The organism is Acinetobacter sp. YH12108 (assembly GCF_013419055.1).
In the GTDB taxonomy this organism is placed as follows: Bacteria; Pseudomonadota; Gammaproteobacteria; order Pseudomonadales; family Moraxellaceae; genus Acinetobacter.
Genome location: NZ_VPAW01000026.1, coordinates 22,792 through 48,628, shown reverse-complemented (window position 1 = coordinate 48,628; position 25,837 = coordinate 22,792). Strand labels below are relative to the sequence as shown.

The window sequence follows — 25,837 nt, the reverse complement described above, 5'->3', positions numbered from 1 at the left end:
GTGGAAACCAAGATGCATTGCATCAAATTATTAGGCGATAAATTAATGGCAAGAAGCTTTCCTAGTCAGGTGAATGAAATTCATGCACGTGTAGCAGTCCTCAACAGATTTACGGAATTAGGTCGACAAATTACCCAAGTTACGCCTTAAATTTGGCTCAATTAGGGGCGCTTTGCATTTCAAATCTTTGTGCAACAAAGCCTATGTACTCTAGAATTATTTAATAAAGAGAGGTATTTATATTCAAGGTCTTTATTTAATGTAATAATTTCTTGATTAGCCATTAAACGTATAAAATTTCTCTTAAAGAAATTATTTTTATAATAATTTCTTAAAGTTTTTAAAGGATTATAGGTCTTGTTGAAAGGTGGAAGTAAGTCTGCTTGAGCCCAGACTTTAACCTTATATTCTTTTAAATAAGGAAGTAGATTAAAAGCATACCAAATAGTTACGATAATATAATCAGGTTTTAGATTATTCATAATATCTGATAGATGAGATTGAGTGTTTTTATCTAAAGTTTTATTAACTAGTAATTTTCCTCTAGAAAAATCTGCTGGGACATTTAGAGAAAATGTTTTAAAAGATTCAGTTATATGGTCGAAATTATTTTTATTTTCTAATAATAATAGGCTAATGTCATATCCTCTTTCTTGAAGTTTTTGTGCGAGATTAAGAGTCATAATCTCTGCACCACCGCCTTGTAGGTGATCAACAATAAAGAGAATTTTTGCTTTATCTTGCATTGGAAACCTAATCTTCTAACCTTTATTTATATAAATTCTTTGATTGTTCTAATTTCCTAAACCTTTTATACCCCCACAAATACTGCTCTGGAGCAATGTTAATCATTCGCTCCATTTCCTTGTTTAAGGTATCTACAGAAAGCTGTAAGTCTTTAGATAGAATATCAATTGATAATTTAGTTACATGAATATCAAAGCCGTTTAGATCATCATGACGTAGACAACTCAAGCCAATTACAGAGCATTGGGTTTTTGCAGCCAATTTAGAGAGCAGGGTGGAAGATAGAGCATTCTGTCCATAAAAAGGTGAGTAAATACCACCACTTTCTTTGGGCACATGATCAGGAAGAATAGCAGCGAAGCCACCCTGTTTTAAATGCTTGAATAAAGCCCTTACTCCCGTTTCATCAGTCGGAACAAGGGTAGCATTTAAACGCTGCCGTGCTTCGAGCATAAACCGATCGACATCAGGATTTTTGCTCGGTTTATACATGATGACAGGGCTAGTGTGTTGATTCACCCAGGCATTAAGTAACTCCCAAGTACCAAAATGAGGAACGACTGCTAAAGTTCCATTCGGGTTTTTCAGTGCATCAGTAAAAATTTCTGGATGATGAATATTCCGGATTTGTTTTAATGCGAACTCAGGTTCAGAACCCCAAATTTTGACTGACTCGGCATAGGTCATGCATTGGCTTTGAACACTTCGTTTTGCCAGTCGTGTACGTTCTGATGCTGACAGTTCAGGATAGGCAATCCCTAAATTAATTTCTGTAGTACGGCGAATCGATGAATTCGTGATATAGAGAAGTGATCCAACACTTTTCGCCAAATTTTGAATGAATCTTAACGGGAGTTTGGAGAAGTTCTTGAGTAATGCGTACATGGTGTGCAGCTTGCCTGATTAAGATTCTTGATCAGGATTGCCTTTAAGCACCATATAAATCAAACCTACAAAAATGACAAGTGCACCTAAAATACTGCTCAGGCAGAAGTACACGATACGGTCATTGGTGTCCAGATTAAACAGGTTGTTTGCAAGGATATAGCGCATGAACAGCCATTGTACGACTGAAAACACGATCAGCATGATGCCACGGTTACGAACAGCAGGACGCATCGCCATTGCCAAATTACCTAAAAATAGAAACTGAAGCTATTATGCCACTGTCGTGCAGGCTTCTCAATGCAATAAAAAAGCCCTGCTAGAACAGGGCTTTTTTACTTAAATCATCAAGAAATTATTCTTGAGATTCAGCTTTTGGTTTTTCACGTAGGCGAATACCCAAATCACGTAGTTGAGTTGATTCAACTGGTGCAGGTGCTTGAGTCAATGGACATTCAGCAGTTTTGGTTTTCGGGAATGCAATGACGTCACGGATTGAAGATGCACCTGTCATCAACATCACCAGACGATCCAGACCGAATGCTAAACCACCGTGAGGAGGCGCACCGAATTTCAATGCATTTAATAAGAAGCTGAATTTTTCTTCTGCCTCTTCTTCAGAAATACCCAGCGCTTCAAAGATCGCTTTTTGCATTTCTAAAGTATAAATACGCAGTGAACCACCACCGATTTCAGTACCATTCAATACCATGTCATAAGCAACAGACAATGCTTCGCCTGGATTATTCTTCACATCTTCAACGCTTGATTTAGGAAGCGTGAACGGATGGTGAACAGAAGTCCATTTACCATCATCAGTTTCTTCGAACATTGGGAAGTCAACCACCCAAAGCGGAGCCCATTCGCAAGTTGCAAGGTTCATGTCATGACCAATTTTCACACGAAGTGCGCCCATTGCATCATTCACAACTTTGGCTTTGTCTGCACCGAAGAATACGATGTCGCCATTTTCAGCACCAACACGTTTCAATAGATCCAGCACGATAGGCTCGATGAATTTAACGATAGGTGATTGAAGACCTTCGATACCTTTTTCAAGTTCGTTGACTTTGATGTAAGCCAGACCTTTCGCACCGTAGATACCAACGAATTTAGTATATTCATCGATTGCGCTACGTGGCAGTGAACCCGCACCTGGAACGCGAAGCGCAACGATACGGCCTTTAGGATCTTTAGCAGGACCTGCGAAGACTTTGAACTCGACATCTTGCATCAAGTCTGCAACATCAACGAGTTTCAAAGGAATACGTAAGTCTGGTTTGTCAGAAGCGTAGTCACGCATTGCTTCTGAATAAGGCATACGTTGGAATTTGTCGAATTTGATGCCAAGAAGTTCGTCGAACATCTTAACAGTCATGCCTTCCATCAAATCCATAATATCGTCATCGCTCATGAACGATGTTTCGATGTCGATTTGAGTGAATTCAGGTTGACGATCCGCACGTAAATCTTCGTCACGGAAACATTTAGCGATCTGGTAGTAACGATCTACACCACCTACCATCAACAACTGTTTGAACAGCTGTGGTGATTGTGGAAGCGCATAGAAGCTACCATTAGATACACGGCTTGGAACTAAGTAGTCACGCGCACCTTCAGGGGTCGCACGAGTCAAGATCGGAGTTTCAACGTCTAGGAAACCGTGATCGTCTAAATAGTTACGGATCAGGTTGGTCACTTTAGAACGGAAACGTAAACGATCGATCATTTCAGGACGACGGATGTCCAGGAAACGATATTTCAAACGAATTTCTTCAGAAATGCTTGTATTTTCGTCATTTAATGGGAATGGAGGAGTTTCAGACTGAGCAAGAACTTCAATTTCTTTACCCAATACTTCGATTTGACCACTCACCATGTTGGCATTTTCAGTACCCGCATAACGGCGACGTACACGGCCTGTAATTTTTAATACGTATTCAGAACGTGCTTTGTCTGCTGTTGCAAACGCTTCAGGTGTATCTGGGTCGATAACCACTTGAACAAGACCGTCACGGTCACGCATGTCAAGGAAAATGACACCACCGTGGTCACGGCGACGGTGTACCCAACCGCATAATGTTACGGTCTGGTCAATTTGAGCTTCGGTTAAAGAACCGCAGTAATGAGTTCGCATCATAGCGTTAAAAATCCAACTATATGGGTTAAGGAAGCGTATACGTAAACAGCGTACCGCCTTTAGCAAAGGTAGGATTATGCCTCTTTGGGCATGTTGTCACAAGAACTTGAGGCAAAAACAGTATCATTTTAAAGTGAATAAGCAGGAAGTGAGAGATTTTCCTAGCCCATACGCCGATCACGATCCAGAAATAGAAATAGCAGACAGCCCAGACTAAAGGTGATTAAAAAGCCCTGGCTAAATTCATTGATAGAGCGGCCGGTAAAATAATACAGATCAGATCGCCAGACCTCATCCGGAATATAGCGCATATAGTCCCATGTCGAAAATAAACCTGTGAGCGTAGATAGACCGAATAGACCCCAGCAAAAGAGGAGGATCTTGTGACTGACGCTTAAATATTGCTGGTGAGTTTTATAGTAATGCAGACTCATCCATAGAATAAAAGGCAGAGCCAGAGCAGAAGTCCCTATCTGCAAAATCCGGTGTAGAGGATAAGTTCGCCCTAAAATTTGATACTGCTGGCTGAGAATGTCATAAAAGGCAAAGGTTCGAAAATCCACATGGGTGAGACCATCCCAAATAATATGGGTTGCTGTCCCAATCATCACTGCAATACACATAGCGCAAATAAATTTGAACGCTGAAAATAGATTATGAATATTTAAATCATGCTGTATGCCAATGAAACGATAAATCACTGGCCGGTAAATCAGGTACCAGACCGCACAAAAAATGAGACCAATCCATAAATCAGGGTGAATCAGCGAAGACCATAAATGAGTAATATTAGAATTCTTATGGGTAAAAAGACGGTACAGATCAGGAACCATGCTGCCAATCGCCAGTGCAGCAACAGGTAGCCGATTGCCAGTTAAATATGAAATAGGTGGAGCCAGTACAGCATGTGATAAAGTAAAGGGCATAAAAAATAGTGTTTTACTACAATGAAAAATATTCAAATGACATTCTAATAAAATATCTCATTGATTATCGTAAAGGATTGCAAAAGCAATGAAATGTTATATTATAACATTATTCGAAATTGCTGAATTTGAGCTTGGGTCATGTCCTTTTCTAAGAATCTAATAACACTCTCAATTTTTGCTGTAGTTGCGCCTACAGTATTTGCTGAACAGTCATCTTCTTCTATTCCTGTACAAACCATGGATACCATTCAGGTACAAGCTCATCCATTGGTACAGACTGCGGCAGATTTTGCAGTTGCTGATCTAATGGTGGACCAGAAAGCTTTGTCTGAACGTGCAACGACTATTGGTGATGCGCTGGCAGATGAACTTGGGGTGTATTCAAATCAGTATGGAACCGGAGCGAGCCGACCGGTAATTCGAGGCCAGGATGGTCCACGTGTCAAAGTTTTGCAGCATGCCTCCGAAACGGCTGATGTATCTACTCTATCTCCTGACCATGCGGTGACGGTTGATCCGATTCTGGCCAAACAGGTCGAAGTGATTCGTGGCCCATCAACTTTGCTTTATAGCGCGGGAACCGTCGGTGGTCTGGTCAATGTCACTGACCAGAAAATCCCAACCCAAATGCCGGAAGATGGTCTGGAAGGAACTGCTGGACTACGTTACAACTCGGGCAGTGATGAAAAACTGGCAAGTGCAGGCGTGACTGCTGCAGTCGGTGAAAATTTTGCCCTGCGTGTCGAAGGTACTAAACATAAGGCCAATGACTATATTGCTCCGGATTATGTTCATGAGCATGGTGATGAATTAGAAAAAGAACGTCGTGTAGGTAATACCTTTGCTGAAGGCCAGACCGTAAATATTGGTGGATCATGGATTCATGATCGTGGTTTTGTGGGGCTATCTTATAGTAACCGTCAGGATGAATATGGCTTGCCGGGGCATAGTCATGAATATCATGGCTGTGTATTACATGGTGATCATTTCCATGGCTGTCCAGAGCCGGGTGTTGCCGCAGAACATGAAGAAGAGCATGGCGGACCATGGGTAGATCTGAAATCTGAACGTTATGAAGTACGTACTGAACTGGAACAGCCTTTTGCCGGTTTTGACAAGTTACGTGCCCATGCCAGTTTTACCGATTATGAGCATGATGAGCTGGAAGAAAATGAAGTGATTAGTAATTTCAAAAGCAAAGGCTACGATGGCCGTTTAGAGCTGGTGCATGTTCCGGTTGCTGGTTGGGAAGGGGTAATTGGCACCCAATATAGCCAGCAGAAAATCAATCTGGCTGCTACAGAACATGATCATCATGAAGATGGTGACGAAGATGATGAAGAACATCATGTTCATGGTTCAAGCGTAGTCATGCCAGATACCAAAACTGAAAAATACAGTCTGTTTGCTTTAGAGCATAAACAACTCGGTGATGTGCATGTCGAACTGGGTGCACGTGTTGATCATCAAAAAGTACAAGTTGAATCTGAACAGAAAAATTATTCAGGCACAGGTATCTCTGCTTCTGCCGCTGCGAATTGGGAATTTGCCCCGAACTATAAGTTATCCATTGTAGGTTCACATCAGCAACGTTTACCATTGGCGCAAGAGTTGTATGCCAATGGTCTGCATTTTGCCACCAATACCTATGAAGTCGGTAATCCTGATCTGGAAAAAGAAAGCTCGAATAACCTGGAACTGGGTTTCGAATATGAAGGTGATAAGCTGGATTATCATGCGCATATTTACCATAACTGGTTTGATGACTATATCTACGGTGCGACTACGGCCAGAAATGGAAATTTGCGTGGGGTAGAATATACTCAAGATAAAGCTCGTTTCTATGGGGCTGAAGCGGAAGCTACTTATGCATTAAATGACACATACAAGTTTGGTGTGTTCGGTGATTATGTACGCGGCAAAATTGAGGGTGAAAATGCACCCCGTATTCCAGCAGGCCGCTTAGGAACCAAGGTTGAAGCAGACTTTGCCGATGGCTGGTCAGGAATGGCAGAGTATTATCATGTCTTTAATCAGGACAAAACGGCCAGTTATGAAGATGAAACCCAAGGCTATAACATGGTCAATGTCGGTCTAAGCTATGCTAATAGCATTGCTGATAAAAATGCCTATCGGGTTTATTTTAAAGCCAATAACCTGCTCGATGATCAGGTCTATTCACATAGCTCATTCCTGTCGAATATTCCGCAAGTCGGACGTAATTTCACAGTCGGCGTACAATATGATTTCTAGGATTCAGATGAAATAACTGACCGAATCCAAGTACTGTCACTGAAATAGACTTGAAAAATCATCAGATTAAACCTAGCCTGAGTATATTGGGTTAGGTTTTTTCTTATGCGTATCTTTCAACGAATTCACAATAAACTGAACTGGTCAAACCGCCGTTATGCGGCCTTGATCATTGGTGTGCTGATGGCCAGTTATCTGGCTTCAGCAATTTATCATACTTATAAACCCTTACCTGAAGGGCTGAATTACACGGGTAAGCTGCGCCATGCACAGGTGAAATTTCTGGTCGATCAGACTTATCTGAATGCACAGGGCAAGCAGCAACTGGATCATCAGATTTTTAATGAAATGCTGAAAATGGTTGAGGAAGCAAAATCCCTGATCGTGCTGGATATGTTCCTGTTTAATCAGCAGACCGGTGCCTCTAAACAGGAACATCAGGCACTCAGCAAACAGCTCACAGAGGCCTTACTTAACAAGCGATTAATGCAGCCTGAAGTGGAAATCAAATTTATTACCGATCCGATTAATTCTGTCTACGGTGGAATTACAGCACAGCATTATCGTGAACTGCGTCAGGCGGGAGTAGATGTAATCGAAACCAATCTGACACCGCTGCGTGCTTCTAATCCAAGCTGGTCAGGTTTCTGGTATCTGTGCTGTCAGGGGATTGGCAATAATCCGGAAAAAGGCTGGTTGCCGAATCCATTTGGTCCAGAAAAAGTGACCTTACGCAGTTATTTCGACCTGTTTAATTTCAAAGCCAATCATCGTAAAACACTGGTCGTGGATACAGATCAGGGCTGGAAAGCACTGGTTACCTCAATGAACCCACATGATGGCAGTTCACGGCACTCCAATATTGGTCTACTGGTCTGGGGCAGAACAGCGATTGATATTCTTGCGACAGAACAGGCGGTCGGGATCATGTCTCAAGCCAATATGCCGGCTGTGATTGCAGGTGAGTTTGAAGCAGAAAAAAAACAGCCTCAAGTTCAGGTACTAACTGAAAAAGCCATTTATGAGGGAGTTCTAAAGCTGCTTGAAACGGCGAAAGCAGATGAGCAGATTGATCTGGCCATGTTCTATCTGTCAGAACGTAAGATTGTGAAAGGGTTAATTGCAGCGCATGAGCGCGGAGTGAAACTTCGGGTTTTACTTGATCCAAACAAAGATGCATTTGGTCGTGAAAAAAATGGCATTCCTAACCGGCAGGTGGCTTCAGAACTGCATAAAGCTGGTATTCCGGTACGCTGGTGTAATACTCAAGGCGAGCAATGTCACAACAAAATTCTGATGAAATCCGGTGCCCAGCAAGCTGAAATGATTTTAGGTTCAGCAAATTTCACGGCGCGTAACCTAAAAAATTATAATCTGGAGACCAATCTACGTGTGGTGGGTCAGCCTCAGGCGGAAGTCTTTAGCGATGCGCAGCAGTATTTCAATACGGCCTGGTCTAATTTGAATGACCGTTCTATGAGCGTGGACTATGCTCAATATGCTGAAGAGTCATTCTGGAAATACTGGCTCTATCGTTTTATGGAATGGAGTGGCTGGTCGACGTTTTGATTGGCCTCTCCCTAGCCCTCTCCTGAAAGGAGAGGGAACTCCTTCTCCCTATGGGAGAAGGTTGGGATGAGGGGAGTTATTTTTCTGGATTCGGCGGAACCAGTTGATCCAGTTCTTTATCTGTCAGCTCATCCAGTTCAGAAATATCAGTCTTAATTTTCCATTGTGCTTCATCATCCACCGGATTTGGTAAACGTGCTTCTAGCCAGTCACATACCACATCTGGTGGGAAGTCAGCATGATTGCACTGGATGACCCAAGATAAGAAATCTTTGGCTACACCATTCATATAAGGCGGTGGAGAAACTGGAAGAAACTGAGTCGGCAGGCGCTCATTTTTAGAAATATAGTTCAGGACATGACCCAGTTCCTGCACAGTTTGCCATGCTAAAGGATGATCAACGTTGATCTGAAATTTAAACCACCAAGCCTGTTTCCCATCCGAGCCATAGCTATCAATCAGTCCTTTTTGAACACTAGGTACCTTGCAAAAATATTCATATAAACGATCGAAATTTAAATCAGACACAGTATGCAACTCAAAGCATTAAAAAAGTGATATTAGCATACGCACTTCAGCGTTCATCACGCAAGCCTGTTAAAGTCATGGAATCAATTACAAAACTTTGCAGCAGCAGGGGATTTATCCATATTTTCTGCATGGATTTTGGTTAAAATATGGTCAGAAATCTTTGGAGGACGCACTTATGAAAAAATTAGCTTCAGGTGCATTGCTGGCTTCATTCCTGTTTGGTATTGCGGTGCCCGCTTGGGCGGATAATGCCTGGGTAGGCTATACTGGTGTTGATCGTTCTAAACCTCAACATCGTCCTCCATCACGTCCTCATGATGCACCGCAGCCCCCTCATTCGCAGCGGCCTTATTCTCCGCAACGTCCGTCCCATGGCGGCTATTATCCTCCTGCGCAGAGCCAAAGCGGGTTCAATATCCAGTATCAGGCACCGACCACGATTTACCAGAATTCCAATAGCTATAGTTGGGTCAATGGTGATCCGAATGTAGCCCACATTGAAAGTTCGAGATATACAGTGATTACTGACTGGCAGCGTTTGGGATTACCGGCACCACCACGCGGAAGTTACTGGATTTATGAAAATGGACGTTATGTGTTGATGAATAACCGTTAAAAGAAATTCCCTCTCTTGTTAGGAGAGGTGATTAATTACCCTCTTGCGAAGCAGTGCTTCTCACCTTTTGCAAAGGGGGGACTTTTCTATGACTATGCCAACTCATCATCTTCAGGACGTGGAGTTTTACCTTCTGGTAATGGCTTTTCGCTATGCTTGTCGCGAATAACGGATGGATAGGTCCAGGACGCATAACGGACCACCAGAATGGCAAAAGCCAAAATCAGAATCGAACCGGTAATAATAACCTGATCCATGCTGGCTTTGTGTGTATGCTGAATATCAGAAATCAGTAAACGGGTCAGGGCAGTAATCGCAATATAAATCAGGAACCGAACCGGCATATGATTGGTCTTGAAATAGATGCCGACCATGGCACCAAGTTCCAGATAGATAAACAGCAAAAGAATATCATCAATGGTGGCAAACTGTTTGACGGTCAAAATGTCAAATACGGTATGACCTGCGGACCAGATCACCATACAGCCAATAATGAACAGCGCAAGATAATGGAAACTTTCAACGGCAAGGTTGCCAAAACGGTCGAGGAGAGTTTCTATTCTTTTCACTTTAGACTCTGATTTACTCATGTTCTCCTCCTGATTTTTCATGTGAACTAACATGTGAACAGAAAAGAACTAGCAAAGATCATGCACAAAAAGAGAAAAATAAAATAAAAGTGAAATTATTCGAACTTTTGCACTTTTTTTGCACTAACTTGTTATATTGTATGAGAACTACATTGAATAAATAGGAGAAAAAAATGTTGGACAAAATTCAAACAAAAATTAGTCAATTAGAAGCAGGAAAAAAATTAATCTTGGGCACGGGGATCAAGGCTGAAGAGATGCAGAAGGTACTTGAACTGTGTGAATCTTTAGAGTCGCAAGGGGGAATTAAAATAGTAAATAAGCATTTCAATCCTAAAATAACGACGCAACCAGATACGATCTTGATTGAAAAAGTATAATGGATAAAAAGCCCTGCAGATGCAGGGCTTTTATATGGATTCACGTCAAGATTAAGCTTGAGTCGTAAAGTAATCTTCAGAGAAATTCATTACTACTTCACAACCGGCTTTCACTTTAGTGATACGCAGTGCAAGTTCAGGCAAGATGCGTTGCGTGAAATAACGCGCCAGTGCCAGTTTGTTTTGGTAGAACTCGCCATCTTTGTCTTTTGCAGCATTGGCAATGCGCGCAAACATATAAGAGAAGCTCAATAGGCCTACTGCATGTAGGTAATCAACCGCTGCAGCATTCGGGAATTCTGCATTTTCGCCAGCAGCTTCAAGCACAAACTGAGTCAATGATTCTACTTCAGTAGCTGCATCTAAAGTTGCATCTTTAATGAAGTTCAGGTCTGCATCTAACTGGTTCGCAAAGTCGCGGATTTCTTCGATGTATTCACCGATGTACGCACCGCCACATTTAATGGTTTTACGGCCGATTAAATCTTGCGACTGAACGCCATTGGTTCCTTCATAAATCTGTGAGATACGCAGGTCACGGATACATTGTTCCATACCCCATTCACGGATATAACCATGTCCACCAAAGACCATTTGTGCATCTAGGGTTGCCTGGAATGCCGTATCCGTCAGGTAAGCTTTCGCAATTGGTGTTAACAGCGCAACACGGTCATTGGCTTTTTTCACGGCTTCAGGATCAGTCGAGAACTTAGTAATATCCAGTTGCTGACCTACATACACTGCAAATGCACGGGATGCTTCGTTGTTCGCACGAACATTCAGCAACATACGACGTACATCACCATGTACTAAAATGCTGTCTGCCGGTTTAGCCGGTGATTGAGCACCAAGTGCACTACGACCCTGTAAACGATCTGTCGCATATTGCGCAGCATTTTGATAAGCAAATTCTGAAGCACCTAGGCCCTGGATGCCCATAGACAGACGTTCGTAGTTCATCATCACGAACATGGCTGCCAGACCTTCATTTTCTTTACCCACCAGGTAACCTTTGGCACCGTCAAAGTTCATTACACAAGTCGCAGATGCCTTGATCCCCATTTTGTGTTCGATTGAACCTGGACCTACCGGGTTACGTTCGCCAATTGAACCGTCTTCATTGACCAGGAACTTTGGTACAATGAACAGGGAAATACCGCGAGAGCCGGCAGGCGCATCAGGAGTTTTTGCCAGTACCAGATGAATAATGTTTTCAGCAAGATCGTGGTCACCACCCGTGATAAAGATTTTGGTACCGGTAATGCTATACGTGCCATCTTCATTACGTTCAGCTTTGGTTTTGATAATACCCAGATCAGTACCGGCATGTGGCTCAGTTAAGCACATGGTGCCTGACCATTCACCAGAATAGATTTTAGGAAGATAGGTTTCTTTTTGCTCTTGAGATGCATAGCTGTTTAAAGCCATACCTGCACCCACAGAAAGAAGCGGGTAGAGCATGAAAGATGGGTTGGTTGCAAACAGCATTTCATCAGAAAGTACGGTAAGCATTTTCGGCATTTCCTGGCCGCCCCATTCTGCATCGGCACCCAGACCGATCCAGCCACCTTCAGCATATTGTTTGAATGCTTCTTTAAAGCCAGCAGGTGTGGTGACATTGCCATTTTCATATTTTGCGCCTTCTTCATCACCGGTACGGTTCAGAGGAAGCATGACGTTTTGCGCAAACTTCGCCATTTCTTCAAGAATGGCTTCTGCTGTGGCAGTATCCAAGTGGGCAAGATTTTCATTCGCCTGCCAGAACTGTTCTGCATTGAAAACATCATTCAGGATGAATTTCATGTCAGCAAGTGGCGCGTTATAAATTGGCATAGTATGTCACCTGTTTTATTGTTTAATTGGATTGTTTTGGCTCAGTCTAAAGCATTAAAAATCTGAATGTTAGACGACTAAAGGTTAATTCTGTAACTCTTTATAAAGAAAAAGGACTGCCTGAAGATGGCCGTCCTTTTTCTTATTATGCATTTAAAACTGCATCAGCTTAGAATGCGAAATGTTCAGCATCTAAAGACATAAGCGGTTCTACACCAGTTGCAATCACGTCAACGTGTGAACGAACACGTGGCAGGATTTTCTTGAAGTAGAAGCGTGCAGTCGTCAATTTAGCATTGTAGAAGTCTGCATCAGTGGTACCTGCAGCAAGAGTCTCTTGAGCAACCAGTGCCATACGAGCCCACAGGTAAGCCAGTGTTACATAACCAGAGAAGTACAGGTAATCTACTGCAGCTGCACCCACTTCTTCAGGGTTTTGCATCGCACGCATACCAATCTGCATGGTCAGGTCACCCCATTCTTTGTTCAATGCCGCAAGCGGTTCAACAAATTCTTTCATTGCAGAATTGTCTTTGTTCGCTTCCGCAAATTTGTGGATGATCTTGGTGAAGTCTTTCAACATCGCACCTTGAGTACCCAGTACTTTACGGCCTAACAGATCCAGTGCTTGAATCTCAGTCGTACCTTCGTACAGGCAGGCAATACGTGTATCACGTACGATTTGTTCCATGCCATGCTCAGAGATAAAGCCGTGACCACCGAAGACTTGAACACCATGTTTCGCAGCTTCTGAACCAGTTTCAGTCAGGAATGCTTTTGCGATTGGAGTTAATAGCGACAGGATATTGTCAGCGAACTTGCGCTCTTCTTCAGAAGTACCTTGTTCAACCACATCAGCATATTGAGCCAACAGGTAAACCAGTGCACGACCACCTTCAGCAAATGCTTTTTGAGTTAAAAGCATGTTACGTACAGCTGGGTGAACAATAATTGGATCTGCTTCTTTTTCAGGTGCTTTAGGACCAGAAAGAGAACGCATTGCCAGACGGTCTTTAGCATAAGTTAAAGCGCCTTGGAACGCCGCTTCAGATGCAGACAGACCTTGTACAGCAGTACCGATACGTGCAGTGTTCATGAACGTGAACATACAGTTCAGACCACGGTTTTCAGGACCAATCAGGAAGCCTTTTGCGTTATCGAAGTTGATGACACAAGTTGCGTTACCATGGATCCCCATTTTGTGTTCGATTGAACCACAACGTACGCCGTTACGCTCACCGATTGAACTGTCAGCATTCAGATTGAATTTTGGTACGATGAACAGAGAAATACCTTTAGTACCTTTAGGCGCGCCAGGCAGACGAGCAAGTACGATGTGGATGATGTTCTCTGCCATGTCGTGTTCACCAGCAGAGATAAAGATTTTCTCGCCAGAGATTGCATAGCTACCATCAGCTTGTGGCTCAGCTTTAGTACGGATAATACCGAGGTCAGAACCTGCATGAGATTCAGTCAGACACATGGTACCTGTCCATTCACCTGAAACCAGTTTAGGCAGGTAAGCGTCTTTTTGTTCTTGAGAACCGTGGTGTTCTAAAGTACGAACTGCACCATGAGACAGACCAGGGTACATACCCCATGCCCAGTTCGCAGTACCCACCATTTCAGAAAGAGTGATACCTAAAGAATTTGGTAAGCCTTGACCGCCGTATTGCTCTTCAGCAGAAAGAGAAGGGAAGCCTAGCTCGATGTATTTTTGGTAAGCTTCTTTAAAGCCAGTCGGTGTCGTTACAACGCCGTCATTCCAGGTACAACCTTCACGGTCGCCTACTTGGTTTAGAGGAGATAATTCATTTTCACAGAAGTCAGCTGCAGCTTCTAGGTACTGATCAACCAACTCACGGCTTACGTTTTCTTGAAACGCAGGAAGTTTTGCGTAATGTTCTTCAGCATTTAATAATTCGTGTAGAACAAATTGCATGTCACGTAAGGGCGCTTTGTATTGTGGCATATCGGTTTCCTCAATACTGGTTTAGACCAGCGTTATCATCCTAAATTAATTGAAACGTGCCTTCAGTGACACGTATTGCTATGAATCTAATCGTGCAACATCTTGCCCGGCCATACAAGCTTTCAGGCGGCTTTCTTGGTGACTATAAAGTCAAAGATTAATCTGCACGGAACAGTAAACATGTTGACTGCAAAGACTTTTGTAGAAATTAGCAGAACATGAATGGTCAAAAGAGGACTGAGGAGTCAGCTATAAAAAAAAGGCACCCGAAGGTGCCTGAATTTGAAGGAATAAGAAACGTAGAAGAAGATTAAGATGCAGCTTTAGTCATCTTAATGGGTGCATTCGGCTGGAAGTGCACGATACATTGACCATCAATAGTTTGAGTACCCGCTTTCACTTGAACGGCCTTGCCGTGGGTTTGACCTTTACAAGCGTTGGCAAACGCAGTTTGTAGAGCCTGACGTTCTGATAAACGCTGATCATACTGTTTAACCATTTCTGCACGTTGACTATCCGTTAATGCTTCTCCACGGTTCATACCACCTCGGAATTCACCACGCATTGGACGATGTTCACCGCGCATACTACGGAATTCACCACGTTGACCTGTGATGCCTTTATGGTCAGGTTTGAAAGAAATCTTGCATTGCCCATCAATGGTTTTATCACCCGCCTTGATTTGGACTGCACTACCTACAGCTTTACCGTCACAGGCCTGTTGAATCTGTTTATGCAATTGCATGCGTTCTGCACGAGCGGCTTTGAATTGTTCGCGTTGCTCTGGAGTGAGACGATGCTGTTTTTGACCTTCATGATGTTTCATCATGCGAGAATGATCTTTCTGCTCATTCACGTTGCTCGTAGATTGACAGGCAGTCAATGCACCCATCGATAAAACACTGGCACTGATTAAGGCGATTTTTGTCATTGCTTTCATGTTTTTACCTCATTCAAGAGCTGATTCTTTTTGATGAGTAAAGATTAAATAATAAAGATGAAGAAACAATGGAGAGTTTTTTAAGTCTGTGTTCGCTACAATAATGAATATAGAGAAGAAAAACTGAGATTTTTACTTTGAAGATTCGCCGTATTCCGATTGCATTACGTCTGTTTTTGACTGTTTTATTGACCACCCTGGTAATTACCACGGTGAGTCTGGGCGTATTGCATCTGAATATGCAGCGCAACTTTACCCGCTATGTGGCGGATGTAGAAATGCAGAAGCTGGATCATGTGATCGAGAATCTGGCTGATGTCTATACGGTATATGAAGACTGGGGTAACGCCATTCAGGCGCAGATTCTGCAAATTGAAGGTGAAGCTGCACCGGATGATTATGACCGTTTATCGCGCTGGTGGTTGCGCCGTCAGTATGATATTGCCTTACAGCAGCGTTACTTTCAGGAGCAGACCTTAGCCACTGTAGCGCCTTCAAGTATGGTTGAACCAAATCTGACATCGCGTTCAGTCAATGAAGAAGAATTGCGTATTCTGGCATCTAACCTGCCTTCACAATTCCAGCCCTTTGAAGGTTTAAGATTTCCACTTAGTTCCAATCAGAACCTGTTTAGAACCGACCGTAAAGACAATAATGGCGGTCAACAGCCAGTCCAGCAGCCCACTGGCAAGAAACAGTTCATCCAGATGCCAGACCGTCTGGGTCTAAGTTCACGCCTGTCGCTCTATGATGCCAAACGTCGTTTTGTAGTAGGTGAGGCGTCAGATGAGCAGATTTCTTATCGTCCGATTATGGTCGAAAACCAGGTAGTCGGTTATTTGGGTTTGAAACCGGTTTTAGACCAAGATGATGCTTTAAGTATTAATTTCTTTAGTAATCAGAAACGTTACCTATTTTTAGTTTATGGTTTAAGTATTCTAGCCAGTCTGATTGCTGCATTATTACTGGCAACTTATTTTAAAAAACCGATTCAGCGTTTGTTGAACGGTACGCGTGAATTGACTCGTGGTAATTATCAGCATCAGGTGAAAGTGAAACGTAATGATGAGCTGGGTGATCTGTCTAATGAGCTGAATCAACTGGCCGTGATTTTGGATCAGCATGAAACTTCACGCCGTCAGTGGGTAGCAGATACCTCACATGAATTGAAAACTCCGCTGGCAGTCTTGCAGGCACAAATTGAAGCGATGCAGGATGGAATCCGTAAACCGACACCAGAGCATTTTGCGTCGATGTTGGCACAGGTAACCAGCCTGAAAAAACTGACTCAGGATCTGGCAGCTCTAGCGCAGGCTGATGCACAGCAATTACAGTTTTACTATGCAACTGTAAATCCATGGGAGGTGGTGCAGCAGGAATTGATGAACTTCCAGCCTAAATTTGAACAGGCTGATCTGAAAGTGACTATTGAAGGTGACGGTGCTGAAGTCGAGCTGGATCTGGACCGTTTCAAGCAGATTGTAGCCAACCTGCTCAGCAACAGTATTCGTTATACAGAAGCCGGTGGACAGGTACATATCCATACCGAACAGAATGAGAAAGAATGGACCTTATATGTCGATGACAGTCCATTCGGTCTGACTGATGAGCAGCTGGCTCGCATTGGTGAACGTTTCTATCGGGTTGATGATTCGCGTACCCGTTCCACCGGTGGAACAGGCTTGGGTCTGGCCTTATCTTGTAAAATTACTCAGGCTATGGGTGGTAGCTTAAGCTTTGCACATTCACCATTAGGTGGTTTACGATGCAAACTGAGCTTTCCTAAACAAATGAAACCATAAAGGAAAATATATTCATGAAACATATTATGCTGGTTGAAGACGAAGTCGAACTTGCCCTGTTAGTGCGAGATTATCTAGAGGCTGCTGGTTTTGAAGTCAGCGTGTTTCATGATGGGCAAGAAGCATATAACAGTTTTACCCAGCGTAAACCGAGCCTGATGATCTTGGACTTGATGGTGCCGCGTATGGATGGTCTGACCATTTGCCGTAAAGTACGTGAGCAATCAGACTTGCCGATCATTATGGTGACTGCGCGTACTGAAGAAATTGACCGTGTACTTGGCCTGAATATGGGCGCGGATGACTATATCTGTAAACCATTTAGTCCAAAAGAACTGGTTGCCCGTGTACAAGCCGTATTACGCCGTTTAGACCGTAAAGCTGAGCCGGAAAGCAATGATTTATTCCGTATGGATAAATCACAACAGCGTATCTGGTATCAGCAAAAAGCCTTGAACCTGACCCCGACTGAATTCCGTTTGCTGGAGCTGTTCCTAGAGCATGTCGGCCAGGTGTATTCACGAGCACAATTACTAGATCATATCAATCCGGACAGTTTTGATGTGGCAGACCGTGTGATTGATAGTCATATCAAAAATTTGCGCCGTAAAATTTCAGATGCTGCGGAAACCGGAAACCGTCATGAGTGGATTCAGGCCGTTTATGGGGTAGGTTACCGTTTTGAATATCCTGAAGACTGATATTCGAATTCGTTAAAGAAAAGCGGATAGACTTCTTGGTTTGTTCGCTTTTTTATTTCTGAAAATGATCAATATAAGAGAGCCAAAATAATGAAAATCATCATTCGGGATGAACGGCTAGAAGATATTCCAGCCATTGCTAAATTGACCCGAGCGGCTTTTCAAAATACTGACCATTCAAGTCATACTGAACAATTTATTGTCAATGCTTTGCGCACGCATGGGCAGTTAACGATTTCTCTAGTTGCGATTGAAAATAATCAGCTGGTTGGCCATGTGGCTATTTCACCTGTCACTATCTCTTCAGGTGAAACTGGCTGGTACGGTCTTGGCCCAATTTCGGTATTACCTGCAAAACAAGGACAGGGAATCGGCACTTTACTTATACGGGTAGCTTTAGATCGCCTGCAACAGTTGGGGGCTCAAGGATGTGTAGTGCTCGGTGATCCTCAATATTATGGTCGTTTCGGGTTTAAGGCTTTTTCAGAACTTTACCTCAAGGATGTTCCATCAGAATACTTTCAAGTCATTGCATTTAATGGATCTATTCCACAGGGAGAAGTGGTCTACCATGAGGCGTTTAATGCGACACAATAATTCATCAAAAAAGAGCTATTTCTATTGAAAAGTTATGGAGTTTTGAAATGTAAAATAGCTTTTAACTAGTATCTATTATGAAATCAATTATTTATATTTCTTTTTATCTGAGTAGATACAAAAAATAAAAGTTTAATAATTAATAACTTAAATTTATGTATTGGTTGATTAGTTGGAGACCCGCTACAATTCGGTTTTTTATTCATCATGAGAGCGTGTCTTGGAGAGTGAAACACCGCAACTACAGCGCCGTTTAAAGAACCGTCATATCCAGCTGATTGCTATGGGCGGGGCCATTGGAACCGGATTATTCTTGGGGTCCGCACAGATTATTCAGTCCGCAGGACCTTCCATTATTCTGGGCTATTTGATTGGTGGTTTGATTGCATTCCTGATTATGCGCCAGTTAGGTGAGATGATTGTGCATGAGCCTGTGACTGGTTCATTCAGTTATTTTGCATTTAAATACTGGGGTAAATTTCCAGGCTTTTTAACCGGCTGGAATTACTGGATTTTATATATTCTGGTCGCAATGACAGAGCTGACCGCCATTGGCAAATATATCAATTACTGGTGGCCACATATTCCAGCCTGGGTATCTGTACTCATTTTCTTTTTGACGGTAACACTTGCCAACTTGGCTAATGTCAAAATTTATGGTGAATCTGAGTTCTGGCTATCGATGATTAAAGTCCTTGCCATTATTGCAATGATTATCTTTGGCATATATTTGCTCGTCACTGCTGATGCAACCTCAACCTCTTCGATCAGCAATTTATGGACTCATGGTGGATTTTTTCCGAATGGCTTTGATGGGCTGTTTTATATGCTCGCCTTTATGATGTTTGCCTTTGGCGGCATTGAGCTGATTAGTATGGCAGCGGCAGAAACCGAAAATCCTGACAAGAACATTCCACGTGCTGTAAATCAAACTGTGATTCGGGTATTTTTATTTTATATCTGCTCGCTTGCCGTATTACTTTCACTCGTACCATGGAATCAGCTGAATTTAGGCGATTTAGATCATAGTCCATTTGTAATGATTTTCAGCCAGATGGGGATTGAATGGGCTGCACATTTACTGAATTTCATTATTTTAACTGCTTCACTTTCAGTCTGTAATAGTGGCATGTATGCCAATAGCCGTATGTTGATGGGGCTGGCTCAACAAGGGAATGCACCGCAATTATTTAAGAGCGTGAATAAACATGGTGTGCCTGTGGCAGCGGTATTGTTTTCGGCATTTCTGATCTTTGGCTGTGTGATCCTGAATTACTTTGTGCCTGAAAAAGCCTTGAGGTACCTGATTTATATCGTGGTGGCTGCGGCAGTACTGAACTGGATGATGATCAGTTTGATTCATTTGAAATTTAGACAAGCCATCAAACGAAAGGGGATTCAAACCAAATTTCCAGCAATCTTTGCGCCGTTTAGTAACTATTTTGTTTTAGCTTTTATGCTGATGATTTTATACATCATGTGGACACAAGGCTTTATGTTGTCAGTGTTAATGTTGCCGGTGTGGATTGCGGTGTTGTTTGGCGTGTTTAAGTTTCTGAATAAAAGGAATGCTTAAGCCTAAAATCTCCAATCAGAAGAAGCCCGACCAGAAATGATTGGGCTTTTTTCATATTGTCGCAATATCTAAAGCTTTTAGATGAGTTAAGGTTTATTTTGATCTTAGTGGCAGAATATACTGAATACAGTCTTTAAGGTCATTTCCCAATAAAGGAAAGATGGTCCAAGCACGAAGCAGTTGCTGTTTATGAAAACCTGTTTTTTCTAACACTTGTCTTGACGCTAAATGTTCAGTAGCACAAAAGGTTTCAATTCTATTGAGTTTTTTAGTTTGTTTTAAAAATTGGATCACTGAAGTCATCGCTTCACACATCAAACCTTGTCCCTGATAAGGAGTCCCAAGCCCGAAGTGAATTTCTCCAATGTCATGCCTTTGTATAAAGATCAAAATACCCATAGGTTGCTGGGTTAAATGATCTGCAATAATCCACATAAACTCAGGATCTGAGTTTTCCCACTTTTGTCCCGCCCAGTTTTCTAAAGTTTGTCGAGTTTGAGTTTGGTTCCGATGTGGATGTCTTTGCAAATATTTTGACGCTGCTAGATCGCTAAAATAGTTTTGAAATAAATTGATTTCATCACCACAGTGGTAGGAGCGAAGAATTAAACTCTTTGTCTTTAATGTTATTGGTTTGATCTTAGTCATCGGTGGTATCTGCACTTATTTTTCTAATGTTCGTAATAATTCAATCCGTACTTTTTCTGCTTTCTTTAATTTCGATACTACCAGCTCATAAGAATTCTGTACTAGGTCCTCAATCAGATGTTCATCCAGTTCATTATTTTCATACACTGAAATCCAGTGCTGTTTATTCATATGCCAGCCTGTACAGATATAAGAATAAATATCTCGCAGCATAGCACCATGATCAGGCGCTACTTTTAAATTGACAGCTTTGCCTTGGAGATAGAACTGAAGCATAAAGACTTTATCTAGCACCTTGAATACCTTACAACCTTCACCGAAAGGCTGAGTCACAGTGACTTCAGGTAAACTTATCGCTATCTGTGCTGAGATTTGATGTAAGGTCATAAGTTATGAATAAACCGAAATAAAACTGTGGATAATGCTTAAATTATCCACAGTTTTTAGTCGTCTTGTGAATAAATTAAGATGAACAACTTACCATGACTTCAGGTACATCACTCGGCAATGGCACTAGATCTTCAGGGTGTTCCAGATCCGGCTGTTTTAAATAAGGCTGACTCAATAATTTAAACAGGCGATCGACTTCGGAAAAGTCATCCCGCTCAGCCAGTTCAATGGCTTTCTGTGCCATGTGATTGCGCAGGATATAGTGTGGATTGACGAGTTGCATGGCGGCATCTAATTCTTCAATATCCTGATGTTCGCGGATCGCTTCATATTGAGTCAGGAATGCTTCAAACTGACGGCGATCCAAACAATCATCCTTGATTGCTTCATATTCATGATTCTGCAGGCGAATAAAGCTTTGCGTATAGTCGAGTTGCTCGCTTTGTAAGATTCTGAGAAAAGCCATGGCGCAGTCAAAGCTGTCTTTGTGAAAACTCGGTAAGCCCATTTTCTGGTTTAGGCCATGCTTATAATGTTCCAGGAAGGTCGGTTCATAATGTTCCAGACATTGGGCCAGATCCTGTTTCCATTGTTCTTCATCATAGTTTTCAGGACATAATGGAATCAGGTTATTCAGCCACATCCACAAGTTCCAGTGGCCGATGCTTGGTTGCTGCTGATAAGTATAACGACCCTGATAATCCGAGTGGTTATTAATCCAGTTGGGACGGAACCGCTCCATAAACCCATAAGGACCAAAGTCTAGCGTTGAACCGGTAATATTCAGGTTGTCGGTGTTCATGACACCATGTGCAAATCCGACCAGTTGCCATTTGGCAATCATGACTGCCGTGCGCTGAATCACTTGGGTAGCAAATGCCAGAATAGGCTGTTCTGCTTGCAGACATTGCGGGTAATGCCATTCCATACATTTTTGTGTGAATACAGGCAATAGGTCTGGCTGATACTGATTGATCCATTCAAAATGTCCAAACCGGATATGACAGTCAGACGTCCGTAATAGCATTGCACCCGGTTCCAGTTTTTCACGCTGTACACCTTGAGCGGAAGAGGTAAAACCAACCGCATTACTGGACTCTACACCTAGTGCATTTAAGGCGTGTCCGGCTAGGTATTCCCGAATCACCGAGCGTAACACTGCACGACCATCTCCCATACGTGAATAAGGCGTTGCACCAGCACCTTTCAAATGCAGATCAATGGTCTGATGATCTTTATCCAGAATCTGAGCGATCAATAAACCACGTCCATCACCCAGTTGTCCTGCCCATTGTCCAAACTGATGGCCAGCATACACCATGGCCAAAGGTTCAAACTCGGCAAAGGTTTTTTGACCACTACAGATTTCGACCCATTGTGCTTTATCTTCCTCAGACCATTGCAGATGCTCAGCAAGCGCAGCATTAAAATGTCCCGCTTTAGCATCTTTTAAAGGCAGTGGGGGCTGATGATGGTAAAGGCGAGGAGGGAGAGTTTGATATCGAGAATTAAAATACATAGCAGTCAAAATATTTAGGCAATAAAAGCAATATAACAAAGATCTCTGTTTAAAACTGTTGTAAAAGGAAAGTATAAGTAAGACAGACAAAAATAAAAAAAGCCCCTGATTTCAGGAGCTTTTTTGAGAATTTAAATCTTATTGAGAGACAGGCGCTTTTTTCAAATTACGTACTAACAGATTCAGTGTTTCACGATGATGAGAAAGACGCTGTTCAACCAGCTGGAATTCAACTTTAAGCTTGTCATCCATCTGGTGAATCTTTTCTGCTACAGCCGCCTTTTTCACCTGAATTTCCTGTTCTTTCAGTTTGGCCCAGTCATTCAATGTTTGAGTAAAGGCTTCATATTCCTGAGCAATCTTACTTTTTACATTGATAATGTCTTCATTGACATTATGGCCGTATACCGCCAGATCCTGCTCGGCATATTTAAACTTCATTGCCAGTTCAGCTTTTTTGATATTAAAGCTTGGAATACGGCGCAGATTTTTAGCCAGACCCAGTTTAGAGCAAGTCCAGATTAACCATTTAGTTGGGTCATATTGCCACCATTTTACGCCATTACGGTAATCGTACTGGAAGATGTGATGGTAGTTATGATAACCCTCACCCCAAGTTGCAATTGCTAACCAGAAGTTGTCACGTGCAGTGTTTTCATCCGTATAAGGACGTGAACCCCACATATGGCACAGTGAGTTAATGAAGAAGGTCACGTGATGGCTCAGGATTAAACGAACCAGACCACCCAATAACAATACACCCCAGACATCGCCTACAGCCCAGCCGATTGGCAACAAGATTGCAGCGTGTACTGCAATTACTAAAGGCACATAGTATTTGTGCTGGAACATAACGACTTTGTCGTTTTGCAGGTCTGGTGCATTTTTGTAGTTTGGTTCTGCAGCAGGATAGTCACGCAGCATCCAGCCCAGGTGCGCATACCAGAAGCCGTTATTAATTGAATATGGGTCTTTTTCCACGTCATCGACATGACGGTGATGGGTACGGTGACCTGAACCCCAGTACAGAATACTGTTCTGCACGGCAAAGGTACCCATGATCATTAAAATGATTTTTAAAGGTAAAGTCGCTTCATAAGCACGATGTGCCCAAAGACGATGATAGCCCGCTGTAATCCCCAGGCTGCTAACGCCGAGCAAAACAAACATACTGATCCAAGCGGCAAGGCTAAAATCATGGTGATACGCATATAACGGAATCGCGATAACAGCTACAATGGGTAAAACTACCAGAGCAAACACAGCGACCCAGTTAATTGGGGCTTGAGGTAGGGGAGCATTCATCTCCAACAGCACTCCTGGAACCTGGGAAGGTATAACAAAAAGCAGAGGCCGCTATTGTTTATTTTAACAGCGGTTAAGTCATTCATATTAGCACGCCCCCCTAGGGCATCACTAGCATTATTGTACGGTTGTATTGTACTTATCGGTAACAGAATAAGTAGGATGAAAACTACCATTTTCACGAGCTAGACAGGCTCTGATTTCCGAGTAAATCACTGAGATTTTTGAAGCTTTTAATCAAATTTATTTTATGAAAATGAGTCAAATGAATGTTCATTTTTTCTACTAGATTGCAGAGAAATAAATTTGTAAGCAAACCCATAACCTAAGGTTAAACAAGATTACAGACAGGTATTCTTCTTTAAATGATTTTTCAAGGCTTAAAGAAAAATAATCTTTATATAGAATCTTGCATTTTGGGTCATTTAAAGATGTTGCATCATTAACTTCGGATAATCCGTAATAAGACCCTGAATACCCCAGTCGCGTAATTCTTTGGCACGATTAACATCATTTACGGTCCAGACGCTGATGGTGAGTTTGGCAGCTTGTGTGGCTTGAATAATATCTTTGCTGGCCAGTTCATTCATCCAGCCAATCTGACAACAGCCAAGTTCTAAAGCTTGATCAATCGCCTGATATTTCACATCTGTTTCAATTAGAAGGCCGCGTTTTAAACTGGAATTTTGCTGTTGCAAAGCCTGATGGATTTTAGGATCAAAGCTGGTAATCACGACTGACTGCTCATAACCCTGTAACTGCTGTTCAAGCTCAAGCGTAATTTTTTCAGCATCTGCCTGGCTCGCGACACTTTTGACTTCAACTTCAATATGATCAAAGTTATGAATCACGGTTAAGGTCTGATCCAGCATGGGGGTCGCTTCGACCTTGTTCCATTCTGACCATTTCACTGCGTGGTTATATTGACTGAGATCCTGACGGCTACATTCATAGAGGGGTTTTTGCAAACCGGTAGTGCGTACAAAATTATCATCATGCATGATGATCAGGGCATTATCTTTAAGCTGGCGTACGTCAAATTCGACTGCGCGAATCCCGATATCCTGAATATATTGAAAACCGCCTAGTGTATTTTCAGGCGCTTCTCCACGCGCACCGCGATGTCCGATTATGCGCATGCTGCGATAACCTGAAGAAGTAAAGATGAAGACATAATGATGAGGAATTGTGACAGGAGTATTGCAATATTCTGCGCCTGAAACACTTTGTTGCAAATACCGTTGGCGCAGAATTTTCCGTGCAATTTAATACATTTTAGCGGATTTATTGATCAATGGTCTCGTTGATATTTTTTTGCCATAATACCTCAGAACCGCCTTCAGCACGTTGTAAGGTACGCGAAGCCACAAATAACCAGTCAGATAGGCGATTTAATAGCTGCAGGGAAGTCGCCTGAATATTCTGGTCGCGTGAGTGAACTGACATCACGCTGCGCTCTGCACGACGGCACACGGCACGGGCTTGATGAGCAAAACTGCAAACTAAAGTACCCGCAGGCAAAATAAAATCTTTCAGCATCGGCAAAGCTTCATTCATACGATCGATGTCATTTTCCAGAAAATCAATCGAGACTGGTTGAACCAGGTTAAAGCCAGGGATACACACTTCACCACCCAGATCAAACAACCAGTGCTGGATCAGGCTTAAAGATTTATCCCAAGTCGCTTTATCCTGAATGCTGCTTGCCGCGATTTGTGCGCGTAAAACCCCAATGATGGCATTTAGCTCGTCCACATCACCGAGCGCGGCAATACGCAAGTCATCTTTGGCAACGCGTGAGCCATCACCCAATCCTGTGGTGCCTGAATCGCCGGTACGGGTATAGATCTTACTTAAACGGTGGCCCATTTGAATTCCTTAAAATTTTGAATACTGAATATCAAAAGGATAAT

The 25,837-nt window shown here is 42.5% G+C and carries 24 protein-coding genes and 1 pseudogene; 9 read left to right on the top strand and 16 right to left on the bottom strand.

The genetic code is table 11. The features are described from left to right. A pseudogene (locus tag FTU46_RS13990) lies at positions 1-150 on the top strand (IS5/IS1182 family transposase); the annotation flags it as partial. Between the two features lie 29 nt (positions 151-179). On the opposite strand, the gene FTU46_RS13985 reads toward FTU46_RS13990, so the two are convergent. The 5 genes from FTU46_RS13985 to FTU46_RS13965 form a co-directional block, all read right to left on the bottom strand. Next, positions 180-746: a glycosyltransferase gene (locus tag FTU46_RS13985; protein ID WP_180105205.1), complete on the bottom strand. Its 567-nt coding sequence runs from the start codon at positions 744-746 to the stop codon at positions 180-182. Between the two features lie 22 nt (positions 747-768). After that, positions 769-1,632, bottom strand: a complete 864-nt coding sequence (locus FTU46_RS13980; protein ID WP_180048137.1) for a lysophospholipid acyltransferase family protein — start codon at positions 1,630-1,632, stop codon at positions 769-771. Positions 1,633-1,650: 18 nt separating this feature from the next. Further along, the gene (locus tag FTU46_RS13975; RefSeq protein ID WP_005232078.1) at positions 1,651-1,872 is read right to left on the bottom strand and encodes a hypothetical protein; all 222 of its coding nucleotides are present in this window, start codon (positions 1,870-1,872) and stop codon (positions 1,651-1,653) included. Positions 1,873-1,987: 115 nt separating this feature from the next. Then, positions 1,988-3,772 (bottom strand): aspartate--tRNA ligase, encoded by a 1,785-nt coding sequence (aspS, locus tag FTU46_RS13970; protein ID WP_034704264.1) that lies wholly within the window; start codon positions 3,770-3,772, stop codon positions 1,988-1,990. Between the two features lie 161 nt (positions 3,773-3,933). Next, the gene (locus FTU46_RS13965; protein WP_180054115.1) at positions 3,934-4,698 is read right to left on the bottom strand and encodes a DUF4184 family protein; all 765 of its coding nucleotides are present in this window, start codon (positions 4,696-4,698) and stop codon (positions 3,934-3,936) included. Positions 4,699-4,839: 141 nt separating this feature from the next. On the opposite strand from FTU46_RS13965, the gene znuD reads away from it, so the two are divergent. Next, positions 4,840-6,954, top strand: a complete 2,115-nt coding sequence (gene znuD / locus FTU46_RS13960; RefSeq protein ID WP_180105204.1) for a zinc piracy TonB-dependent receptor ZnuD — start codon at positions 4,840-4,842, stop codon at positions 6,952-6,954. Between the two features lie 105 nt (positions 6,955-7,059). Beyond that, a complete protein-coding gene (locus FTU46_RS13955) occupies positions 7,060-8,523 on the top strand; it encodes a phospholipase D family protein (RefSeq protein WP_180105203.1) in 1,464 nt (487 codons plus the stop codon). A gap of 76 nt (positions 8,524-8,599) precedes the next feature. On the opposite strand, the gene FTU46_RS13950 is transcribed toward FTU46_RS13955, so the two are convergent. Next, positions 8,600-9,052, bottom strand: a complete 453-nt coding sequence (locus tag FTU46_RS13950; RefSeq protein WP_180017145.1) for a hypothetical protein — start codon at positions 9,050-9,052, stop codon at positions 8,600-8,602. A 178-nt stretch (positions 9,053-9,230) separates the two neighbouring features. Between FTU46_RS13950 and FTU46_RS13945 the strand changes: the two genes are divergently transcribed. Next, positions 9,231-9,671 (top strand): RcnB family protein, encoded by a 441-nt coding sequence (locus FTU46_RS13945; RefSeq protein WP_180105202.1) that lies wholly within the window; start codon positions 9,231-9,233, stop codon positions 9,669-9,671. 92 nt (positions 9,672-9,763) lie between these two features. On the opposite strand, the gene FTU46_RS13940 is transcribed toward FTU46_RS13945, so the two are convergent. Further along, complete coding sequence (locus FTU46_RS13940) at positions 9,764-10,261, bottom strand: phosphate-starvation-inducible protein PsiE (protein ID WP_005232065.1); 498 nt, start codon at positions 10,259-10,261, stop codon at positions 9,764-9,766. A 173-nt stretch (positions 10,262-10,434) separates the two neighbouring features. On the opposite strand from FTU46_RS13940, the gene FTU46_RS13935 reads away from it, so the two are divergent. Next, entirely contained in the window at positions 10,435-10,641 is a 207-nt protein-coding gene (locus FTU46_RS13935; protein WP_125279369.1) for a hypothetical protein, read from the top strand. Positions 10,642-10,692: 51 nt separating this feature from the next. Here FTU46_RS13935 and FTU46_RS13930 read toward each other — a convergent pair whose 3' ends face one another. The 3 genes from FTU46_RS13930 to FTU46_RS13920 form a co-directional block, all read right to left on the bottom strand. Then, positions 10,693-12,474 (bottom strand): acyl-CoA dehydrogenase C-terminal domain-containing protein, encoded by a 1,782-nt coding sequence (locus FTU46_RS13930; protein ID WP_005232064.1) that lies wholly within the window; start codon positions 12,472-12,474, stop codon positions 10,693-10,695. 169 nt (positions 12,475-12,643) lie between these two features. Continuing rightward, complete coding sequence (locus FTU46_RS13925) at positions 12,644-14,446, bottom strand: acyl-CoA dehydrogenase C-terminal domain-containing protein (protein WP_180105201.1); 1,803 nt, start codon at positions 14,444-14,446, stop codon at positions 12,644-12,646. A 310-nt stretch (positions 14,447-14,756) separates the two neighbouring features. Further along, positions 14,757-15,386, bottom strand: a complete 630-nt coding sequence (locus tag FTU46_RS13920) for a hypothetical protein (RefSeq protein WP_159124146.1) — start codon at positions 15,384-15,386, stop codon at positions 14,757-14,759. Between the two features lie 137 nt (positions 15,387-15,523). On the opposite strand from FTU46_RS13920, the gene baeS reads away from it, so the two are divergent. From baeS to FTU46_RS13900, 4 genes are all read left to right on the top strand, one after another. Next, a complete protein-coding gene (gene baeS, locus FTU46_RS13915; RefSeq protein ID WP_180105200.1) occupies positions 15,524-17,188 on the top strand; it encodes a sensor histidine kinase efflux regulator BaeS in 1,665 nt (554 codons plus the stop codon). A gap of 14 nt (positions 17,189-17,202) precedes the next feature. Continuing rightward, entirely contained in the window at positions 17,203-17,889 is a 687-nt protein-coding gene (locus tag FTU46_RS13910; protein WP_034704234.1) for a response regulator, read from the top strand. A 90-nt stretch (positions 17,890-17,979) separates the two neighbouring features. After that, positions 17,980-18,486: a GNAT family N-acetyltransferase gene (locus FTU46_RS13905; RefSeq protein WP_180025146.1), complete on the top strand. Its 507-nt coding sequence runs from the start codon at positions 17,980-17,982 to the stop codon at positions 18,484-18,486. 220 nt (positions 18,487-18,706) lie between these two features. Beyond that, entirely contained in the window at positions 18,707-20,062 is a 1,356-nt protein-coding gene (locus FTU46_RS13900) for an amino acid permease (protein ID WP_180105199.1), read from the top strand. Between the two features lie 93 nt (positions 20,063-20,155). Here FTU46_RS13900 and FTU46_RS13895 read toward each other — a convergent pair whose 3' ends face one another. The 6 genes from FTU46_RS13895 to FTU46_RS13870 form a co-directional block, all read right to left on the bottom strand. Continuing rightward, a complete protein-coding gene (locus FTU46_RS13895; protein ID WP_180068716.1) occupies positions 20,156-20,710 on the bottom strand; it encodes a GNAT family N-acetyltransferase in 555 nt (184 codons plus the stop codon). A 15-nt stretch (positions 20,711-20,725) separates the two neighbouring features. Continuing rightward, on the bottom strand, positions 20,726-21,097 hold the full coding sequence (locus FTU46_RS13890; RefSeq protein WP_180105198.1) for an MmcQ/YjbR family DNA-binding protein: 372 nt from the start codon (positions 21,095-21,097) through the stop codon (positions 20,726-20,728). 76 nt (positions 21,098-21,173) lie between these two features. Beyond that, positions 21,174-22,619, bottom strand: a complete 1,446-nt coding sequence (locus tag FTU46_RS13885) for a YdiU family protein (protein WP_180105197.1) — start codon at positions 22,617-22,619, stop codon at positions 21,174-21,176. Between the two features lie 138 nt (positions 22,620-22,757). Continuing rightward, complete coding sequence (locus FTU46_RS13880) at positions 22,758-23,924, bottom strand: acyl-CoA desaturase (RefSeq protein WP_104495369.1); 1,167 nt, start codon at positions 23,922-23,924, stop codon at positions 22,758-22,760. Positions 23,925-24,349: 425 nt separating this feature from the next. Next, entirely contained in the window at positions 24,350-25,063 is a 714-nt protein-coding gene (locus tag FTU46_RS13875) for a glycerophosphodiester phosphodiesterase (protein ID WP_004782178.1), read from the bottom strand. 145 nt (positions 25,064-25,208) lie between these two features. Next, positions 25,209-25,793, bottom strand: a complete 585-nt coding sequence (locus FTU46_RS13870; RefSeq protein WP_180105196.1) for a cob(I)yrinic acid a,c-diamide adenosyltransferase — start codon at positions 25,791-25,793, stop codon at positions 25,209-25,211. Between the last annotated feature and the right edge of the window lie 44 nt (positions 25,794-25,837).